The sequence below is a fragment of the Bacillus cereus group sp. N24 genome, from assembly GCF_016483345.1.
GTDB classification, from domain to species: domain Bacteria; phylum Bacillota; class Bacilli; order Bacillales; family Bacillaceae_G; genus Bacillus_A; species Bacillus_A toyonensis.
Window position 1 is genome coordinate 143222 of the sequence record NZ_JAEHCA010000002.1, and the last position, 17568, is coordinate 160789.

Below are 17568 nucleotides of genomic sequence, written 5' to 3' on the forward strand. Positions count from 1 at the left end.
AACATGCAACTTCTCTTTAAATGTTAAAAAAGGGAGAGGATATAACTCCTCGCCCTTTTTACGTTTATTGAATTTCCAGTGTTACTTTTTCATCATTATGATGTCCCACTGAATACAAGAGCATTCGAATCGCTTTCGCAACTCTCCCTTGCTTACCAATGACTTTTCCAACATCCTCAGGATGTACAGTTAATCGATACTTTATCTCTCCGTTGTAAAGTTCCTGTGTAACTTTTACATCTTCAGGATGATCGACAAGAGGCTTGACAATCGTCTCGACTAACTTCTTCATAGTCATTGCCTCAATTACTTACCTTGTTTAGATAAGTGGAATTTCTCCATGATACCTTGGTTAGAGAATAAGTTACGAACTGTATCAGATGGTTTAGCACCGTTTCCTAACCATTTTAATGCTGCTTCTTCGTTGATCTTAACTTCAGCTGGTTGAGCAACCGGATTATAAGTACCGATTTCCTCAATGAAACGTCCGTCACGAGGAGAACGAGAATCTGCAACAACTACACGATAGAAAGGAGTTTTTTTAGCTCCCATACGTTTTAAACGAATTTTAACTGCCATTTTATAAAGCACCTCCGAATTTATTTCACACAGATAATTATATTAGCAAAAAGACTATTGCTTTGTAAAGTATTTTTTCTTAACAGAGCCATCTTTTTTTCTTACATGAATGGAAACTTCATTCCACCTAGTCCTTTTTTCTTACCTTTTTGCATTCCAGTCATCGTTTTCATCATTTTCTTCATATCATCGAATTGCTTGATTAGACGATTGATTTCTTGTACGGTTGTACCGCTACCTTTGGCAATGCGTTTTTTTCGACTAGCGTTAATTATTTCCGGTTGTTCACGTTCTAATTTAGTCATAGAACGAATAATTGCCTCAATATGCCCAATTTGCTTTTCATCAACTTGCGCATTTTTCAGCCCTTTAATTTTATTTGCACCAGGAAGCATCCCTAACAATTCGTCAAGTGGTCCAAGTTGACGCACTTGTCCAAGTTGTTCTAGGAAATCGTCAAGTGTAAACGAAAGCGTACGCATTTTTTGCTCAAGTTCTTTTGCTTTCTCTTCATCAACTGTAGCTTGCGCTTTTTCAATTAATGTTAAGACGTCGCCCATCCCTAAAATGCGGGATGCCATACGTTCTGGATGGAACGCTTCAATCGCATCTAGTTTTTCACCCATACCAGCAAATTTAATTGGGGTATTTGTTACAGCCTTAATAGATAATGCCGCACCACCGCGCGTATCACCATCTAGTTTCGTTAATACAACACCCGTTAACCCTAACTGATCATGGAAACTTTGTGCAACATTTACCGCGTCTTGTCCTGTCATCGCATCGACAACAAGGAAAATTTCATCCGGATTCGCAACTTCTTTCACTTTCGCTAATTCATCCATTAGTTCTTCATCAATATGCAGGCGACCTGCTGTATCGATTAAAACATAATCGTGATGATCTTCTTTTGCCTTTGCAATCGCTTGTTTCGCAATTTCAACAGGACTTACTTGATCTCCTAAAGAGAAAACAGGCATGTCCAATTGCTTCCCTAATGTTTCAAGCTGTTTAATCGCTGCTGGACGGTAAATATCCGCTGCAACAAGCATCGGTTTACGATTATGCTTTTTACGAAGCAAATTCGCAAGCTTACCTGTTGTCGTCGTTTTACCCGCACCTTGCAGACCAACCATCATTATAACAGTCGGTGGCTTATTAGCAACAGCAATTTTGCTTTGCTCTCCGCCCATAAGTTCTGTAAGTTCTTCCTGTACAACTTTAATTACTTGTTGTCCAGGCGTCAAACTTTTCATTACATCTTGTCCGACAGCACGCTCAGACACACGCTTTACAAAATCTTTTACTACTTTAAAGTTAACATCCGCTTCTAAAAGAGCTAGACGAACTTCTCTCATCATTTCTTTCACATCGGCTTCAGAAACTTTTCCTTTGCCGCGGATTTTTTGCATTGTCTGTTGAAGTCGGTCGGCTAATCCTTCAAATGCCATATTGCCGCCCTCCTAATCTAATTTTTCGATAGCTTCAACAACTTGTTTCATTTCTTCATTCACATGCTCTTCTTCGCTGATTAGCTGTTTTAGCTTTGCAACAAGTCGCTGTCGCTCTTGAAACTTTTGAAGTAATACTAATTTATCTTCATATTCTTCAAGCATCGCTTCAGTCCGTTTAATGTTATCATACACGGCTTGGCGACTTACATCAAATTCTTCCGCAATTTCACCAAGAGATAAATCATCTAGATAATAAAGCGACATATAACTTCTTTGTTTTTGCGTTAACAACGATTGATAAAAATCAAATAAATAGTTCATTCTCGTTGTTTTCTCGAGCATGTTGGATCATCCTTTGTTAAGTGATTTCCCTTTACATCAATTAGTTTACATGGAGTATAAAAGAGTGTCAAGTTTTTTTCTTAACATCACTTATTTTTTATAGAAAAAGAAGCGGTAATACCGCTTCTTTCATTTATACTTCTTCTGTTTCTACTAAATTTGCAAATAAACCATACACATATTGTTCTGGATCAAACTGCTGCAGATCATCCATTTGCTCTCCTAAGCCAACAAATTTCACCGGTACATCCATTTCGTTACGAATTGCTAATACGATACCACCTTTAGCAGTTCCATCTAACTTCGTTAAAACAATACCAGTAACATTCGTTGCTTCACGGAATGTTTTCGCTTGACTTAAACCGTTTTGACCTGTTGTTGCATCAATAACTAGTAACACTTCATGAGGAGCTCCTGGTACTTCACGCTCAATTACACGCTTCACTTTCTCTAACTCTTTCATTAAGTTCACCTTATTTTGCAAACGTCCTGCTGTATCACATAGTAATACATCTACTTTACGCGCTTTTGCAGCTTGTACAGCGTCATACATTACCGCTGCAGGGTCAGAACCAGACCCTTGTTTAATGACTTCTACACCAACGCGATCGCCCCATACTTCTAATTGTTCAATCGCGCCAGCACGGAACGTATCTCCTGCTGCCAATAGGACTGACTTACCTTCTGATTTAAATCTATGTGCCAGTTTACCAATTGTCGTCGTTTTCCCTACACCGTTAACACCTACAAATAAAACAACTGTTAATTGATCTTCTTGCATATTGATTTCATTACTAAAATCGCTGTCACCTTTATAAATGCCAACTAACTTTTCCGAAATAACAGCTTGTACTTCTTTTGGGTCCTGAATATTTCGGCGCTGCACTTCTTCTTTCAACTGATCAATTAATTCCATTACAGTCGAAACCCCTACGTCTGCGCCGATTAAAATCTCTTCTAACTCTTCAAAGAAATCTTCATCTACTTTACGGTAACGATAGACTAAATCATTTACTTTATCCGCAAATGAATTTCTCGTTTTTTCCAATCCATGTTTAAATTTCTCTGTTACTGTATCCGTTTGTTTTGAAATTTTTTCTTTAAGTTTTTTAAAAAAGCTCATGCTTCCCATCCTTCCTATTTACTCGCCACAAGTTCTTCCCCGTCATCTAAACGAACAGAAACAAGCTTAGATACACCTGATTCTTGCATCGTTACACCATACAATACATCAGACTCTTCCATTGTACCTTTCCTGTGTGTAATTACAATAAACTGCGTCTCATCACTAAATTTCTTTAAGTATTGCGCAAAACGAGCAACATTCGCTTCGTCTAGAGCCGCTTCTACTTCGTCTAGTACACAGAATGGTACTGGGCGTACTTTTAAAATACCAAATAAAAGCGCTATTGCCGTTAAAGCACGTTCTCCACCTGACAGTAAACCTAAGTTCTGCAATTTCTTTCCTGGTGGTTGTGCAACAATATCAATACCAGTATTTAATATGTCTCCAGGATCCGTCATTACTAAATCCGCTCTACCGCCTCCGAATAATTCAGTGAATACAGATTGAAACTCCGTTCGAATCCCTTCAAAAGTAGTAGAAAAACGTTTTTTCATTTCTTCATCCATCTCAGTAATAAGTTGATGCAATGTCGCTTTCGCTTCTTCTAAATCATCTCGTTGCTCTAGTAAGAACGTATGACGTTCCGCTACTCGCTCGTATTCATCAATTGCACCCAAGTTTACTGTACCTAACTCTTCTATGGATAGTTTTATTAATTTCACCTTTTTACGCGCATCTTCTGCAGGCATTGTCATTGTATACTTTAGTTTTGCTGCTTCAAATGAAATCGTATATGTTTCACGTAAATGTTGCAATCTATTTTCCAACTCAACATCAAGTCGGTTAATTTTCACTTCTTGATCTTTCAACAACTCAAGAATATATTTATGTTTGCCTAACGTTTCCTTCACATTGCGTTCTAAATGCTCCACTCTCTCTTGTAATGATACACGTTGTTCACGGCGAGAGCGAATTAATTCTGAAGTTTGATTACGATCATATGCTTTTTTCTCAATCATATTCGTAATTTGTTCTTCACCACTTGAATTAGATGTCATTTCTTGCTTTAAGAATGCTAAATCTTCTTTTGTTTTTACAAGTGTTGTATCAGTTTCTTCTTTTTCCTTCGTTAATCGTTCAACTTTTTCTTTTTGATTAGACAAACGTTGTTGTTGTTCAGCCGCTTGTACTTTCAGCTCAGTCATTTCCTTCTGAACTTTTTCTTTTGAAGAATGTTGCTCACTTTTTTGTTTCGTTAACGCGACGATTTTGCTATCTAATTCCGAAATCTCTGCTTGAAGAGTTGCTAAAATCTTTTCTAACTCTCCTTTACGTCCTTGCATTTTCACTTGATCTTGTAAAAATCCTTCTATCTCTAAGTCATATATAGATAAGCGATCATTAATTCGATGTTCTTCTAATTCTAATTGATTAATTTCTTCTCTTAATTTTTGTTCATCTACACGCTCAATTTCTACACCTTGGCGTAGTTCGCGTATTTGTACTTCTTTTTCTTGAATCTCTTGCTTTACTGCTTTAACAAAGTTTTCTAGCTTCGTTGTTTTTTCTTCCATATCAGTGAGCTTTTTAGTCCATTCTTCAAGTTCACGCTGACGTCCTAATAAAGAAGATTTCGCCTGTTTTACAGCTCCACCAGTCATTGAACCCCCAGGATTCACTACGTCACCTTCAAGTGTTACAATACGATAGCGATATTGTAATTGTTTCGCTAATTCATTTGCACCACGTAAATCTTTCGCAACAACAACTGTACCTAATAGGCTCGAAACGACATTCTCGTATTTATTATTGTACTGCACAAGTTCTGCCGCTACTCCTACAAACGATGGATGTTGATTCACAACACGTAACTGTTCAAATGATAACGATCTACTTTTAATAACAGCTTGCGGTAAAAACGTTGCACGTCCATGTTTATTCTGCTTTAAAAATGCAATTGCATTACGAGCATGTTCCTCTGTTTGTACGACGATATGCTGCATTGCTGCACCTAGAGCAATTTCCATTGCAACTTCATATTCTTTCGGTACCGTTAACAGTTCCGCAACAGCACCCTCGATACCTTGCAACCTATTTTCTCTAGCTTTCAATACTTCACGTACACCTTGGTAGAAACCAGAATAGTCCTCTTGCATCTCTTCTAGCATTTCTTTTCGTGAGCGCGCCTGTTGTACAAATTGATATGCTTGATACAGTTTTGTTTCATTTTCACTATACTGCGCCTTACATTTCCCAAGCGCCGCTTCTGTTTTCTGTATGTTCGAAATGATACCAGCTATTTTTTCTTTCACTTGTTCATAACTTTCAACAAGTTTCGTCTTTTTCTCTGTGATTTCCATACGTATTTCTACATATTTCGCATTCTCTTCATCAAGACGTTCATTTTTAGAGTTTTGCTGTTTAGACTGTTCTTCAATCATAGATAATTCATTACGCTGACTAGCTTGTTGATTTAAAAGTTCAATATAATCCCCTTTTAAATTCTCAATCTGTTCCTCTAAATTATCCGCAAAAGTTGCAAGCAGTTGTTCATTATCAAGCAAATTTCTCTCCAATTCTTTTACTTGATCTACAAATTGCATTAACACTTCTGTACTTGATTCAATTTCACCATCATAACTTTTAGCTTTTTCTGTCAATTCAACAATTAACTGTTCAAGTTGCGCACAATGCGTCGTAGCATTTTTCTTCCTCTCTTTTAACAGCTCACGTTGTCCTTCTAATTTTTCTAGCTCTTTGCTAGAAAGAAGAAGAACTTCTTGCAAGGAATCTACAGACTCATCTACCGCTTGTAATTGTCCACGTAATTCCTCAAGTTCTTCTTCACTTTTTTGTAAATGCGTTGACATTTTAGCTTCTTCGTTTTTATTATGCCCAAACTGACTTCGAAGCGCTTCCCATTTCTCATGCAATTCTTCAATTTCATGTACAATAAGCGCAGCTTCTACTTTCTCTAACTCTTCTTTTTTCTCGAGATAATCTTTCGCAATAGAAGCTTGTCTCTCTAACGGTTCTACTTGAATACTCAATTCATGAATAATATCTTGTACACGATTTAAGTTTTCTTGTGTATCCGCTAATTTCCCTTCAGCTTTCTTTTTACGAAGTTTGTATTTCAGCACACCTGCCGCTTCTTCAAATACACCGCGACGTTCTTCTGATTTACTACTTAAAATCTCTTCCACTTTCCCCTGACTAATAATTGAAAAGGCTTCTCTTCCCATGCCAGAGTCCATAAATAAATCGATAATGTCTTTCAATCTACAAGATTGTTTATTTATATAAAAGTCACTATCACCTGAACGAGATACACGGCGCGTTACACTCACCTCGTTATATTCAATCGGTAAACGTTGATCTTCATTATTTAAAGTTAATGTTACTTCAGCTACATTAACCGCTCTCCTCGTTTCACTACCGGCAAAAATAACATCCTCCATCTTTGCACCACGTAATGATTTTGCAGATTGTTCACCAAGTACCCAGCGAATTGCATCAGTAATATTACTTTTCCCGCTCCCATTAGGCCCTACTACAGACGTAACACCTGGAACAAAATCGACAGATACACGCTCAGCAAAAGATTTAAATCCTGCTATTTCTAATCTTTTTAAAAACACGAAAGGTCTTCCTCCTATTCTCCGTTGTTATATACGCTGTCTGTACGAAACCAAGCTATAATACGGATTTACTTTCCTCTCATTTATCTACAAAAGAAAAGTTTCATTCTATGCATAAGGAATCCCCCTATTCAAAGGGGGATTCCTTATAGTTGTTCTTTTAATTTTTTCAATGCTTCTGCAGCAGCTTGTTGCTCTGCTTCTTTTTTCGACTTACCACTACCAAGACCTAACGCTACATTATTTAATGTAACACGTGACACAAATTCTCGATTATGGGCTGGTCCTTTTTCTTGCAAAATTTGATACTCAATGTTGCCACTACCATCACGCTGGATCAACTCTTGCAATTGACTCTTATAATCCATCACATGAGAAAAAGCACCTTCATTAATTTTCGGATACACAATTTCTTTTAAGAATCCCCAAACTGTTTCTAGCCCTTGATCAAGATAAAGGGCACCAATAAACGCTTCAAAGACATCCGCTAATAAAGCTGGTCGTTCACGTCCACCTGTCATTTCTTCACCTTTCCCTAATAAAACAAGGCTTCCAAATGACAGCTCATTTGCAAAACGAACAAGAGATGGCTCACATACAATAGCTGCACGTAGTTTTGTTAACTCTCCTTCGCTCATTGTCGGATATTTTTGAAACAGATACTGCGATACAGTAAGTTCCAATACTGCATCTCCAAGAAATTCGAGACGCTCATTGTCTTCATGCGGTTTTTTTCGATGCTCATTCACATACGATGAATGCGTAAATGCTTGAGTCAATAATTTTTCATCTGTAAACGTAATACCTATCTTTTCTTGAAACACTTTAAACGCTTCACGATATTTTGTTTCGTATTTTTTTTCTCTATATTTTCGGTACGGCATAGGTCCCTCCAGATATAAGCCGAGAAAGCCCCGCTAAATAACGGGACTTCACTTAAGCATTATAGATGACTCTCTATGTAAGTCACAGCATCGCCAACAGTAGCAATCTTTTCAGCATCTTCATCAGAAATTTCCATTTCGAATTCATCTTCTAATTGCATTACAAGTTCTACTACATCTAGGGAGTCTGCACCTAAATCTTCTTTAAAGCTTGCAGCTGGTACTACTTCAGTTTCTTCTACACCTAAACGATCAACGATGATTTTTGTTACACGCTCTAAAACATCTGCCATTCCATTCACCTCCCCTCAAATATTATATTAAATATTGTCCAAAAAAACTAGATGAAATCGATTCTTTTATTACATTACCATTCCACCATCAACATTTAACGTTTGTCCTGTAACATATTTGCTTTGATCCGAAGCAAAAAACGTTACAGCATTCGCGATATCTTGCGCTTCACCAAACTGTGCAGCCGGAATAACTTTTAACATTTCACCTTTTATATTTTCATCTAATACGTCCGTCATATCAGTTGCAATAAATCCAGGAGCAATTGCATTTACAGTTATATTTCGGCTTGCTAATTCTTTTGCTGATGTTTTTGTTAATCCAATTACACCAGCTTTAGCAGCAACATAATTAGCTTGCCCTGGATTTCCTACAACACCAACAACAGAAGCAATATTTATTATTCTACCATGACGTTGGCGCATCATATAACGAGATACTGCTTTTGTACATAAGAATACACCTTTTAAGTTTGTATTAATAACTGTATCCCATTCTTCTTCTTTCATACGCATTAATAAATTATCTTTTGTTACGCCGGCGTTATTTACAAGAATATCGACTTGTCCAAATGTATCTACTGTTTGTTTCACCATATTTGTAACATCTTCAGCATTTGCAACATCTGCTCTTACCGCAATTGCATCTGAACCTAATTTCTTGATTTCATCTACTACTTCATTCGCCTTTTGTTCATTACCAGCATAATTTACTACTACATTTGCCCCTTGTTTCGCTAAATCGATTGCAATCGCGCGACCAATTCCACGTGAAGCACCAGTTACTAATGCTACTTTCCCTTTTAACATCAGTTTTCTCCTCTCAAATTTGAAATGGTTTCTTTTAATGTCGCTTCATCATATATCGCATATGCTTTCACTGATGAATCAATCGACTTCATAAGCCCAGCAAGTACTTTTCCAGGTCCAATTTCAATAAATGTATCCACACCTTGTTTCACCATAGTTTCAATAGATGGGTACCATAATACAGGTGAATAAAGTTGTTCAATTAGCTTCTCTTGAATATCTGCACCACGTGTAATAACATCTGCTGTAACATTTGCTATAACAGGAATATTCGTATCCTGAATTGTAATTTCATTTAACACACTTTGAAACTTCTCAGCAGCTGGCTTCATAAGAGAGGAATGAAATGGTCCACTTACTTTAAGCGGAATTGCTCTTTTAGCACCATTTTCTTTCGCTCTTTGAGAAGCAAGTTCTACCCCTTGATTTGTTCCAGAAATTACAATTTGCTTCGTACTATTCATGTTTGCAATCTGTACTGCATACCCTTCACTTGTTACTTCTTCTGTAACTCGTTTCAGCATATCTGGATCAGCACCTAAAATAGCTGCCATTGCCCCTTCCCCACCAGGAACGGCTTCTTCCATATATTCGCCACGTTTTCTTACAGCATATACAGCATCTTCAAAAGTTATAGCACCAGCTGCCACAAGAGCGCTATATTCACCTAAACTATGTCCTGCTACAAAATCAGGTGTAATGTCATACTCTTTCAAAGCTGTCAAAATAGCAAAACTCGTTGTTAATAATGCAGGTTGTGCATTTGTCGTTAATGTAAGCTTTTCCTGCGGCCCTTCAAAAATCACCTCTGAAAGTGAATCTTGTAGCACCTCATCTGCTTTCGCAAACACTTTCGCAACCTCGTTATTATTCTCTGCTAACTGTCTACCCATTCCAACTGCCTGTGAACCTTGGCCCGGAAAAAGAAATGCTATTTTTCCCATTTCAAATCCTCCTCTTATTGAAGCGGCTCCTTCTCCATTACACTTGAAATTGTAGGAATTACTTCTTTCGCTACCATTTCTCTCGTTTGACGAATCGCACTAAATATCGATTGGTCATTTGAAGAACCGTGAGCCTTAATGACAGGAGCTTTCAATCCAAACAATGCCGCTCCTCCATACTCCGAATAATCCATTTTATCTTTTAATACCATAAGTTTTGGTTTTAATACCGCTGCTGCTAATTTGCTCGTAAACGAACTCATTAATTGCTCTTTTAACATAGAGAATAGCGCAAGCGCTGTTCCTTCTAGTGATTTTAGAGCTACGTTCCCTGTAAAACCATCACACACAACAACATCTGCTACACCTTGCAATAAATCTCTTGATTCAACGTTTCCAACAAAATTAATTGGTGCATCTTTGAGCATAGCAAAGACCTGTTTTGAAAGCTCGTTTCCTTTTCCATCCTCTGTTCCAACATTTAAAAGTCCAACACGAGGGTTTTTAATTCCTCTTACCTTCTCTGCGTAAACAGAACCCATCACTGCATATTGATATAAATGAACTGGTTTTGCATCAACGTTTGCTCCAACATCTAACATAACAAAACCTTCTCCATCAACAGTTGGCATTGTCGGTGATAAAGCTGGTCGTTCAATCCCTTCCATACGACCGACAACAAATAATCCTGCTGCCATTAAAGCCCCTGTACTACCTGCTGATATACAAGCATCTGCAATACCATCTTTCACTTGCTGCGCTGCTAGTACCATTGAAGCTTGTTTTTTTCGACGAACCGCCCTTACTGGCTCATCTGTCGATTCAATTTTTTCGTCTGTATGAAGGATAGTAATTCGCTCTTCACTCGTTAAGTATTGACGGATTTCTGCTTCTTTCCCTACTAACGTAATATGTAAATCTGAATATTCCTTAATAGCTTTCATTGCTCCTAATACTACAGCCTTTGGAGCATGATCTCCGCCCATTGCATCTATTGCGATTTTCATAAGTTGTTACCTTCCTCACTATTATTACTAGATCGATACATTTCAAAAGTGCCTGTAAAAACAAGTTCTTCTCCAACAAAGCTACGCACTTTGACAACCGTCCGTCCTTTATCATTCTCTACATCTTCAACGCGTGCTTTTGCAACTACACGTTCTCCTAATTTTACAGGACGAATGTATCGAATGGTAGACTTTGCAGTTAAAGCTAATTCTTCATCAATAACTGCAACAGCTAGTGAGTTTGCTTGCGCAAACAAATGATGCCCACGAGCAATTTGATTTCTTTTAAATACATGTTCTACCTTTACTTCAAAGATAGATATCGCATGTCTATCTAATTCTATATCGATAATTTCTCCGACAACCTCTTCTAACGGTAAAGATTTCACATCTTCTTCATGTTGTTTTGTAGCCACATGCTTAATTCGTTCTCTCAATTCAGGAATAGATAACTCCATACGATCCAGACGAACAGTCTGTATGCTCACTTGAAATTTTTCTGCTAAATCTTCATCCGTTATAAAAGGATTCGTTTCTATCGTTTGTTGTAATAATTCTTGTCTTTCTTTTTTACTTCTTCTCTTTTTCATACCGCACCATCCATTTTTATGACTAGGTACTAACAGTAGTATATAATCATTAAAAGTAGAATGCAACAAAAACTTTTGCAGACTACCTTTAATCGAGCTTCTCTCCCTGGAACACACCTGTTCCGTCAAGATAAGTACGCAACGAAGCATACTGATCATTGTGCCAAAACGCTTCTGAATCAACTAGTATCGCCGCATCTTGTCTCGCTGTTTCTAACGCCCGATAATCATGTACCATATCAGCAACCTTAAATTCTGGTAGACCACTTTGCTTACTTCCAAAGAAATCCCCAGGACCTCGTAACTCTAAATCTTTTTCTGACAATACAAATCCATCATTTGTTTCAGTCATAATACGCATTCTTTCTTTTCCTGTTTCTGATTTCGGGTCTGCAATTAATAAGCAATATGATTGCTCACTACCACGCCCAACACGCCCCCTGAGCTGATGAAGCTGCGATAAACCGAAACGCTCCGCGTCATAAATAACCATAACAGTCGCATTTGGTACATTCACACCTACTTCAACAACTGTTGTCGAAACAAGAATTTGCACTTTATTTTCACTAAACTGTCCCATTATCTCTTCTTTTTCTTGAGATGATAGTCTCCCATGCATTAATCCAACTTGGCACTTACCTTGATAATGATGAGTCAGCATACTATGTAAATCGATAGCATTTTGTACATCAAGTTTCTCAGACTCTTCAATAAGAGGACAAATAACATATGCCTGTCTTCCTTTTGTTATCTCTTTCTCCACAAAGCCGAGAACACGGTCTAACATATCATGTTTTGCCCAATACGTTTCGATTACCTTTCTACCAGCTGGCATTTCATCGATAATAGAAACGTCCATCTCTCCAAATGCCGTAATAGCTAACGTTCGCGGAATTGGGGTTGCCGTCATAAACAATACATCTGGACTTTCACCTTTCTCACGTAAAACCCGGCGCTGCGCTACACCAAATCGATGCTGTTCATCGGTAATAACGAGACCTAACCTATGAAATATAACTTCATCTTGAATTAAAGCGTGCGTCCCAACAAGGATATCTACTTCTCCTTGCTCTAATCTTGCCAAAATTTCCCGACGTCTCGCACCCTTAACAGAACTCGTTAACAGTTCAACCGTCATACCGAAATGAGAAAACGTCTCCGCAAGCGACTGATAATGTTGTTCGGCTAAAATTTCTGTAGGAACCATTAAAGCACCTTGATAATGAGCTAATTTTGCAGCATAGAGACCAATCGCAGCAACAACTGTTTTCCCAGAACCAACGTCACCTTGCAACAGCCTGTTCATCCGATAAGGAGATGTCATATCCTTTAAAATTTCATCTACCACCCGGCGCTGTGCACCAGTTAACGGAAACGGAAGTGCATCGATAAATTCTTGTAATTCTGTTGACGGGATTTCCTTCTTCGTACCTTTTGAATTTTCTCTCTCCATTTTCCTTAGTGTTTGCATTTTTAGCTGAAATAAGAAAAACTCCTCATATACAAAACGGCGACGAGCTTGCTTTAAATCTTCTTGCCCTACCGGAAAATGCAACGCCCTGAGTGCTTCATAACGTGGTAATAATTTATACCGATTTAACAAACCATCTGGTAGCACTTCGACTATAGAATCTCCATACTCCTTTAGCGCTTGTGCAATAAAACGGCGCATCTGTTTTACTGTAAGCTTTCCTTTCACTGAATATACAGGCTCTACTTCTTGTTGACGAACAACCGGTCCAAAATGAAGCTCTGATACAGCAATTGTTTGACGATGTTGATCCCATTTACCAGTAATCGTTACCGTTTCATCCAAATTTAACTTTTGCTTATAGTAAGGTCTATTAAAACATACAGCCGTAATTAAATAACGACCGACGAGAACACGAACTGTAAGACGTGATTTTTTCTTACCATAGTATTGTAGTAACGGAGCACTATGAACTTTCCCTTCAACTGTTACACGCTCATCATGCTTCACTTCAGCAAGATCTTTCATCGCATAATCTTCATAACGGTACGGAAAATGCTCTAATAGATGAGAAACTGTATAAATTCCCATCTCGTGTAGTAATTCAGATGTTTCTCCTCCGATTCCCTTTACATCTGTAACAGGAACTTGTACAACTTCATTCAAGATTCTCACACTCCGTCACATTATTTTCTTTGTTACACTCTATTTGAGTATCAATTAACATCTGCAATCGCTATCTTTCACCTTATATATTCTATCATAGGCATTCTAAGAGAAACTACTCAAATCCCTTATACACAACAAGTAAAAAAGAGCCTCACTATTAGCAGCAAGGCTCTTTTCTTTATTCCATATGCTAGCCTTTTGAATAAAAACTAGTAATAACGTTCACATTACTACTTCTGATCCATTAGCAAGTAAGTGATCCATTTATTTTCAAAACGAATCTTTTTTATTCTACAGAGAAGATGAAAGAATACACTGGTTGATTCCCAGCATGCACTTCTACTTCAGCATCTTCAAATTTCTCTTCTACAAATGCAACTAACTCAGCTACTTCTTCATCAGTTGCATCTTCACCTTGTAGAATCGTTACGATTTCAGACTCTTCATCAATCAGTGCTTCTAATAATTGCTTTGCAGCTCCTACTTTTTCAGCATTTGTTGATACGATTTTTCCATCTGCAATGCACATGAAATCGTCTTTTTGAATTGCTACACCGTCAATTTCCGTATCACGAACAGCATACGTAATTTGACCCGTTTTCACATGAGATAAAGCTTCTTTCATGTTTTCTTCATTTTCTTCTAACGTTCCAACTGGATTAAATGCTAACATTGCAGCCATACCTTGAGGAACTGTTTTTGAACGAATAACAATAACTTCTTGATCAACAACTGACGCTGCTTGTTCTGCTGCCATTACGATGTTTCCGTTATTTGGTAAGATGATGATTTTTTCAGCATTCGCCTCTTCAATCGCCTTCACAATATCCTCCGTACTCGGATTCATCGTTTGGCCACCTTCGATTACTTTCGTTGCACCAATGCTCTCAAATAAAGTTTTAATACCAGATCCCATAGCTACAGTTACGATACCATATGGTTGTTTTTCTTTCGATTGAGTTGTTTGCTCAGGAACCATAGTAGGTTCATCTAATAAAGCGGTATGCTGTTCACGCATATTTTCTACTTTAATCTTAATTAAACTACCATAGCGTTGCCCATAATTCATAGGATCTCCAGGATGTTCCGCATGAATATGAACCTTAACAACCTCATCATCTGAGACAACAAGTAGTGAATCTCCGTATACACTAATATCTTCACGGAATTTTTGTTCAGAGAAATTATGTTCCTTCATTTTTTCAGGCTCTAATTTCACCATGAATTCCGTGCAATATCCATACTTTATATCTTCTGTACTCAATTGGCTTTGTACACTACGGTGATGTTCTGCGCGTACCATGTCATTCATAGATGGTTGGGCAGACACATCAGAAGAAATTGTTTCTCCTTTTAAGTCAGCTAAAAATCCTTCATATACAACAACAAGACCTTTACCACCGCTATCTACAACGCCAACTTGTTTTAATACAGGTAATAAATCTGGCGTACGATTTAACGATGCATTGGCTTCTTTCACAACGTCTTCCATAAACAAAACAAAGTCGCGCTGTTTTTTCGCAACTGTCACTGCATATTTACCCGTTTCCCTTGCAACCGTTAAAATCGTTCCTTCAATCGGTTTCATAACCGCTTTGTAAGCCGCTTCTACCCCAGCATCTAAAGCTGCAGCAAAATCAACTGTTGTTAATTCTTCTTTTTGTTCAATGGATTTTGAAAAACCACGGAATAACTGAGATAAAATAACACCAGAGTTACCACGAGCTCCCATTAATAATCCTTTGGCTAAACTTACACCAACTTTACCAGCGTGCTGTGAAGGATTTGCTTTCACTTCACGTGCGCCTGAAGTCATTGATAAGTTCATGTTTGTACCGGTATCGCCATCTGGAACTGGAAATACGTTTAATGCATCAACAAGCTGAACATTATTTGTTAAATTATTCGCTCCTTGCATGATCATTTGTGATAAACGTTTCCCATCAATTTTTTGAATTGACACAGATTTTCCTCCTTAATGCACATTACAAGTTTATTACTTTAACTCCTTGTACGTAGATGTTTACAGAATCTACTGCTAGTCCTACAGTTTGATCTAATGTATATTTCACTTTCGTCTGCACGTTATGTGCTACTTCTGAAATTTTCGTACCATAGCTCACAATAATATACATATCAATATGTACTTCATCTTCATCTTTACGAACAATAACACCTCTAGTGAAGTTTTCTTTTCGTAAAATGTCTGTTAATCCATCTTTTAACTGATTTTTTGATGCCATACCTACGATACCGTAGCAATCTACCGCGGCACCTCCAGCAATTGTTGCAATTACATCTGTACTAATATCAATTTGACCGTACTTCGTTTTAATTTCAATTGACATCTCGTTTCCCCCTTCATAAATGGTGAAAGTGAGCTAGACTACTTTAGTTACTATCATATAATCTTTTCAAAGAAAATTCCATCGTTCTTTCTTTTCACTCTCATATTTTATGTTTTATACTACACTTTTCTATGATGAGCAAAATAGTCCATTGTTATTATACAACATGTACCACTATAATATGTCAAGCAAATTTTCTTGATTTCAACTTTTCTTCACTTACATATAGTGTCAAGTAATTTTTCTTGATTTCTTTTTTCTACAGTGTTGCATTCTCTTTTTAGTTGTGTTAAATTATAGTAGTGTTTTTAGCATCGCAAAAAAGACTAACATTGAAAAATTACGTATGGTAAGGTGTCAAGGGAGGGAAATATAAATGGCTCGTGTTTGTGCTATCACTGGAAGAAAAGCTCGTTCTGGTAACTCTCGTTCTCACGCAATGAACGCTACAAAACGTAAATGGGGCGCTAACCTTCAAAAAGTTCGCGTACGCATCGACGGTAAAGTTCAACGTGTTTACGTTTCTGCTAGAGCATTAAAATCTGGCAAAATCGAACGTGTTTAATAATAAAAAAAAGAGCCGCTAGGCTCTTTTTTTACTATACCAATGGAAAAAGCACCTATTATCGGTGCTTTTTTTAGTCTTTTTTGAAGGTGTTTAACATCGCACGAACAATTCCACCAAGAAATTTAGGTAACTTAATTGTATAAAATCTCATGGTTTCCCTCCTAATCCCCTTTACTCCACTTGCCCACTATATGATGCAAGGAGCAAAATTGTTTCTTCAATCAGTGCTTCTTATCATCATTAATATGCCAGATGCGAATGAAAAAGTACCTTTTTCCTCAATGAGTTCATTACTAATACAAAGTGTCGATCCCCACTCTATCGTTTTATTAGTAAGAGGGTACTTAAATCCTTGTAGTGTAATACCTTCTACACTTTCAGTAACTGGCACAAATGATACATAGGGGAAATTTTTATTTATTCCAATTGTATATGTACCAACTTTTTTCACCATAATTTCATTTTTATTATCCACAATACACATTTCCACTTTTGCTTCTAAACCCTTTAAAAGCATCTGTATATTTGCTAAACCATGATCCAACCGCCCACCAGTTGCACCAAAAATACGAATTAATTTGGGTTTCTGTTCTAAAGCCCAACTAATTGCAATCTCTAAATCCGTTTGATCTTTTTCTCGTGGAACAATATGTAATTCATCTGTTTGCTGTCCCATCCATACTAATTCCTCTTCAGTTACTGAATCGTAATCTCCGAACGCAACAGATGGAGTAATCCCTCTTTTTAGTAAATGGTACACTCCTCTATCAACCGCCGCCCACACTACTTCTTCATTTTCATATCGAGAAAAATCTGCGCAATATTCTGCAGGGCCTCCTGCTAAAATATGAATAATCATTTTTCCTTCCCCTTCTATTGTAAAAAGGCAATCTGCCATTCGG

18 protein-coding genes are annotated in these 17568 nt (G+C 37.5%); 1 reads left to right on the forward strand and 17 read right to left on the reverse strand.

What is annotated here, in order from left to right:
• Positions 1–64 precede the first annotated feature (64 nt).
• The 15 genes from JDS95_RS03665 to JDS95_RS03735 form a co-directional block, all read right to left on the reverse strand.
• Positions 65–292, reverse strand: coding sequence for a KH domain-containing protein (locus JDS95_RS03665; RefSeq protein WP_000737399.1), 228 nt, complete (start codon positions 290–292; stop codon positions 65–67).
• Positions 293–306: 14 nt separating this feature from the next.
• On the reverse strand, positions 307–579 hold the full coding sequence (gene rpsP, locus JDS95_RS03670; protein ID WP_000268750.1) for a 30S ribosomal protein S16: 273 nt from the start codon (positions 577–579) through the stop codon (positions 307–309).
• A 101-nt stretch (positions 580–680) separates the two neighbouring features.
• Entirely contained in the window at positions 681–2030 is a 1350-nt protein-coding gene (gene ffh, locus JDS95_RS03675) for a signal recognition particle protein (protein ID WP_000863463.1), read from the reverse strand.
• Positions 2031–2042: 12 nt separating this feature from the next.
• Positions 2043–2375 (reverse strand): putative DNA-binding protein, encoded by a 333-nt coding sequence (locus tag JDS95_RS03680; RefSeq protein WP_000891061.1) that lies wholly within the window; start codon positions 2373–2375, stop codon positions 2043–2045.
• A 133-nt stretch (positions 2376–2508) separates the two neighbouring features.
• Positions 2509–3498, reverse strand: a complete 990-nt coding sequence (ftsY, locus tag JDS95_RS03685) for a signal recognition particle-docking protein FtsY (protein WP_000007643.1) — start codon at positions 3496–3498, stop codon at positions 2509–2511.
• A gap of 14 nt (positions 3499–3512) precedes the next feature.
• Complete coding sequence (gene smc, locus JDS95_RS03690) at positions 3513–7082, reverse strand: chromosome segregation protein SMC (RefSeq protein WP_000479008.1); 3570 nt, start codon at positions 7080–7082, stop codon at positions 3513–3515.
• 146 nt (positions 7083–7228) lie between these two features.
• Positions 7229–7966, reverse strand: coding sequence for a ribonuclease III (gene rncS, locus JDS95_RS03695; protein ID WP_001146877.1), 738 nt, complete (start codon positions 7964–7966; stop codon positions 7229–7231).
• A gap of 59 nt (positions 7967–8025) precedes the next feature.
• Complete coding sequence (acpP, locus tag JDS95_RS03700) at positions 8026–8259, reverse strand: acyl carrier protein (RefSeq protein ID WP_000786062.1); 234 nt, start codon at positions 8257–8259, stop codon at positions 8026–8028.
• A gap of 69 nt (positions 8260–8328) precedes the next feature.
• Complete coding sequence (gene fabG / locus JDS95_RS03705; RefSeq protein ID WP_000911780.1) at positions 8329–9069, reverse strand: 3-oxoacyl-[acyl-carrier-protein] reductase; 741 nt, start codon at positions 9067–9069, stop codon at positions 8329–8331.
• Complete coding sequence (gene fabD / locus JDS95_RS03710) at positions 9069–10013, reverse strand: ACP S-malonyltransferase (RefSeq protein WP_000515917.1); 945 nt, start codon at positions 10011–10013, stop codon at positions 9069–9071. Before fabD ends, fabG begins: the two co-directional genes overlap by 1 nt.
• A 14-nt stretch (positions 10014–10027) precedes the next feature.
• Positions 10028–11020, reverse strand: coding sequence for a phosphate acyltransferase PlsX (plsX, locus tag JDS95_RS03715; RefSeq protein ID WP_000684090.1), 993 nt, complete (start codon positions 11018–11020; stop codon positions 10028–10030).
• Complete coding sequence (gene fapR, locus JDS95_RS03720) at positions 11017–11610, reverse strand: transcription factor FapR (protein WP_000747351.1); 594 nt, start codon at positions 11608–11610, stop codon at positions 11017–11019. Before fapR ends, plsX begins: the two co-directional genes overlap by 4 nt.
• A gap of 88 nt (positions 11611–11698) precedes the next feature.
• Positions 11699–13747, reverse strand: a complete 2049-nt coding sequence (recG, locus tag JDS95_RS03725; protein WP_144467046.1) for an ATP-dependent DNA helicase RecG — start codon at positions 13745–13747, stop codon at positions 11699–11701.
• Positions 13748–14036: 289 nt separating this feature from the next.
• Complete coding sequence (locus tag JDS95_RS03730) at positions 14037–15713, reverse strand: DAK2 domain-containing protein (RefSeq protein WP_000027119.1); 1677 nt, start codon at positions 15711–15713, stop codon at positions 14037–14039.
• Positions 15714–15735: 22 nt separating this feature from the next.
• A complete protein-coding gene (locus JDS95_RS03735; protein ID WP_000021109.1) occupies positions 15736–16098 on the reverse strand; it encodes an Asp23/Gls24 family envelope stress response protein in 363 nt (120 codons plus the stop codon).
• A gap of 376 nt (positions 16099–16474) precedes the next feature.
• Between JDS95_RS03735 and rpmB the strand changes: the two genes are divergently transcribed.
• Entirely contained in the window at positions 16475–16663 is a 189-nt protein-coding gene (gene rpmB, locus JDS95_RS03740) for a 50S ribosomal protein L28 (protein ID WP_000124776.1), read from the forward strand.
• Positions 16664–16736: 73 nt separating this feature from the next.
• Here the strand turns inward: rpmB and spoVM are convergent, their stop codons facing one another.
• Together spoVM and JDS95_RS03750 are read right to left on the reverse strand one after the other, a co-directional pair.
• Positions 16737–16817: a stage V sporulation protein SpoVM gene (gene spoVM, locus JDS95_RS03745; RefSeq protein WP_001213599.1), complete on the reverse strand. Its 81-nt coding sequence runs from the start codon at positions 16815–16817 to the stop codon at positions 16737–16739.
• Positions 16818–16883: 66 nt separating this feature from the next.
• Positions 16884–17564, reverse strand: coding sequence for a thiamine diphosphokinase (locus JDS95_RS03750; RefSeq protein ID WP_002039429.1), 681 nt, complete (start codon positions 17562–17564; stop codon positions 16884–16886).
• Positions 17565–17568: the final 4 nt, after the last annotated feature.

Bases quoted from the DNA above. Each gene is read 5' to 3' on its own strand.
- JDS95_RS03665 (WP_000737399.1), bottom strand. From the start codon at position 292: ATGAAGAAGTTAGTCGAGACGATTGTCAAGCCTCTTGTCGATCATCCT.
- rpsP (WP_000268750.1), bottom strand. From the start codon at position 579: ATGGCAGTTAAAATTCGTTTAAAACGTATGGGAGCTAAAAAAACTCCT.
- ffh (WP_000863463.1), bottom strand. From the start codon at position 2,030: ATGGCATTTGAAGGATTAGCCGACCGACTTCAACAGACAATGCAAAAA.
- JDS95_RS03680 (WP_000891061.1), bottom strand. From the start codon at position 2,375: ATGCTCGAGAAAACAACGAGAATGAACTATTTATTTGATTTTTATCAA.
- ftsY (WP_000007643.1), bottom strand. From the start codon at position 3,498: ATGAGCTTTTTTAAAAAACTTAAAGAAAAAATTTCAAAACAAACGGAT.
- rncS (WP_001146877.1), bottom strand. From the start codon at position 7,966: ATGCCGTACCGAAAATATAGAGAAAAAAAATACGAAACAAAATATCGT.
- acpP (WP_000786062.1), bottom strand. From the start codon at position 8,259: ATGGCAGATGTTTTAGAGCGTGTAACAAAAATCATCGTTGATCGTTTA.
- fabG (WP_000911780.1), bottom strand. From the start codon at position 9,069: ATGTTAAAAGGGAAAGTAGCATTAGTAACTGGTGCTTCACGTGGAATT.
- fabD (WP_000515917.1), bottom strand. From the start codon at position 10,013: ATGGGAAAAATAGCATTTCTTTTTCCGGGCCAAGGTTCACAGGCAGTT.
- plsX (WP_000684090.1), bottom strand. From the start codon at position 11,020: ATGAAAATCGCAATAGATGCAATGGGCGGAGATCATGCTCCAAAGGCT.
- fapR (WP_000747351.1), bottom strand. From the start codon at position 11,610: ATGAAAAAGAGAAGAAGTAAAAAAGAAAGACAAGAATTATTACAACAA.
- JDS95_RS03735 (WP_000021109.1), bottom strand. From the start codon at position 16,098: ATGTCAATTGAAATTAAAACGAAGTACGGTCAAATTGATATTAGTACA.
- rpmB (WP_000124776.1), top strand. From the start codon at position 16,475: ATGGCTCGTGTTTGTGCTATCACTGGAAGAAAAGCTCGTTCTGGTAAC.
- spoVM (WP_001213599.1), bottom strand. From the start codon at position 16,817: ATGAGATTTTATACAATTAAGTTACCTAAATTTCTTGGTGGAATTGTT.
- JDS95_RS03750 (WP_002039429.1), bottom strand. From the start codon at position 17,564: ATGGCAGATTGCCTTTTTACAATAGAAGGGGAAGGAAAAATGATTATT.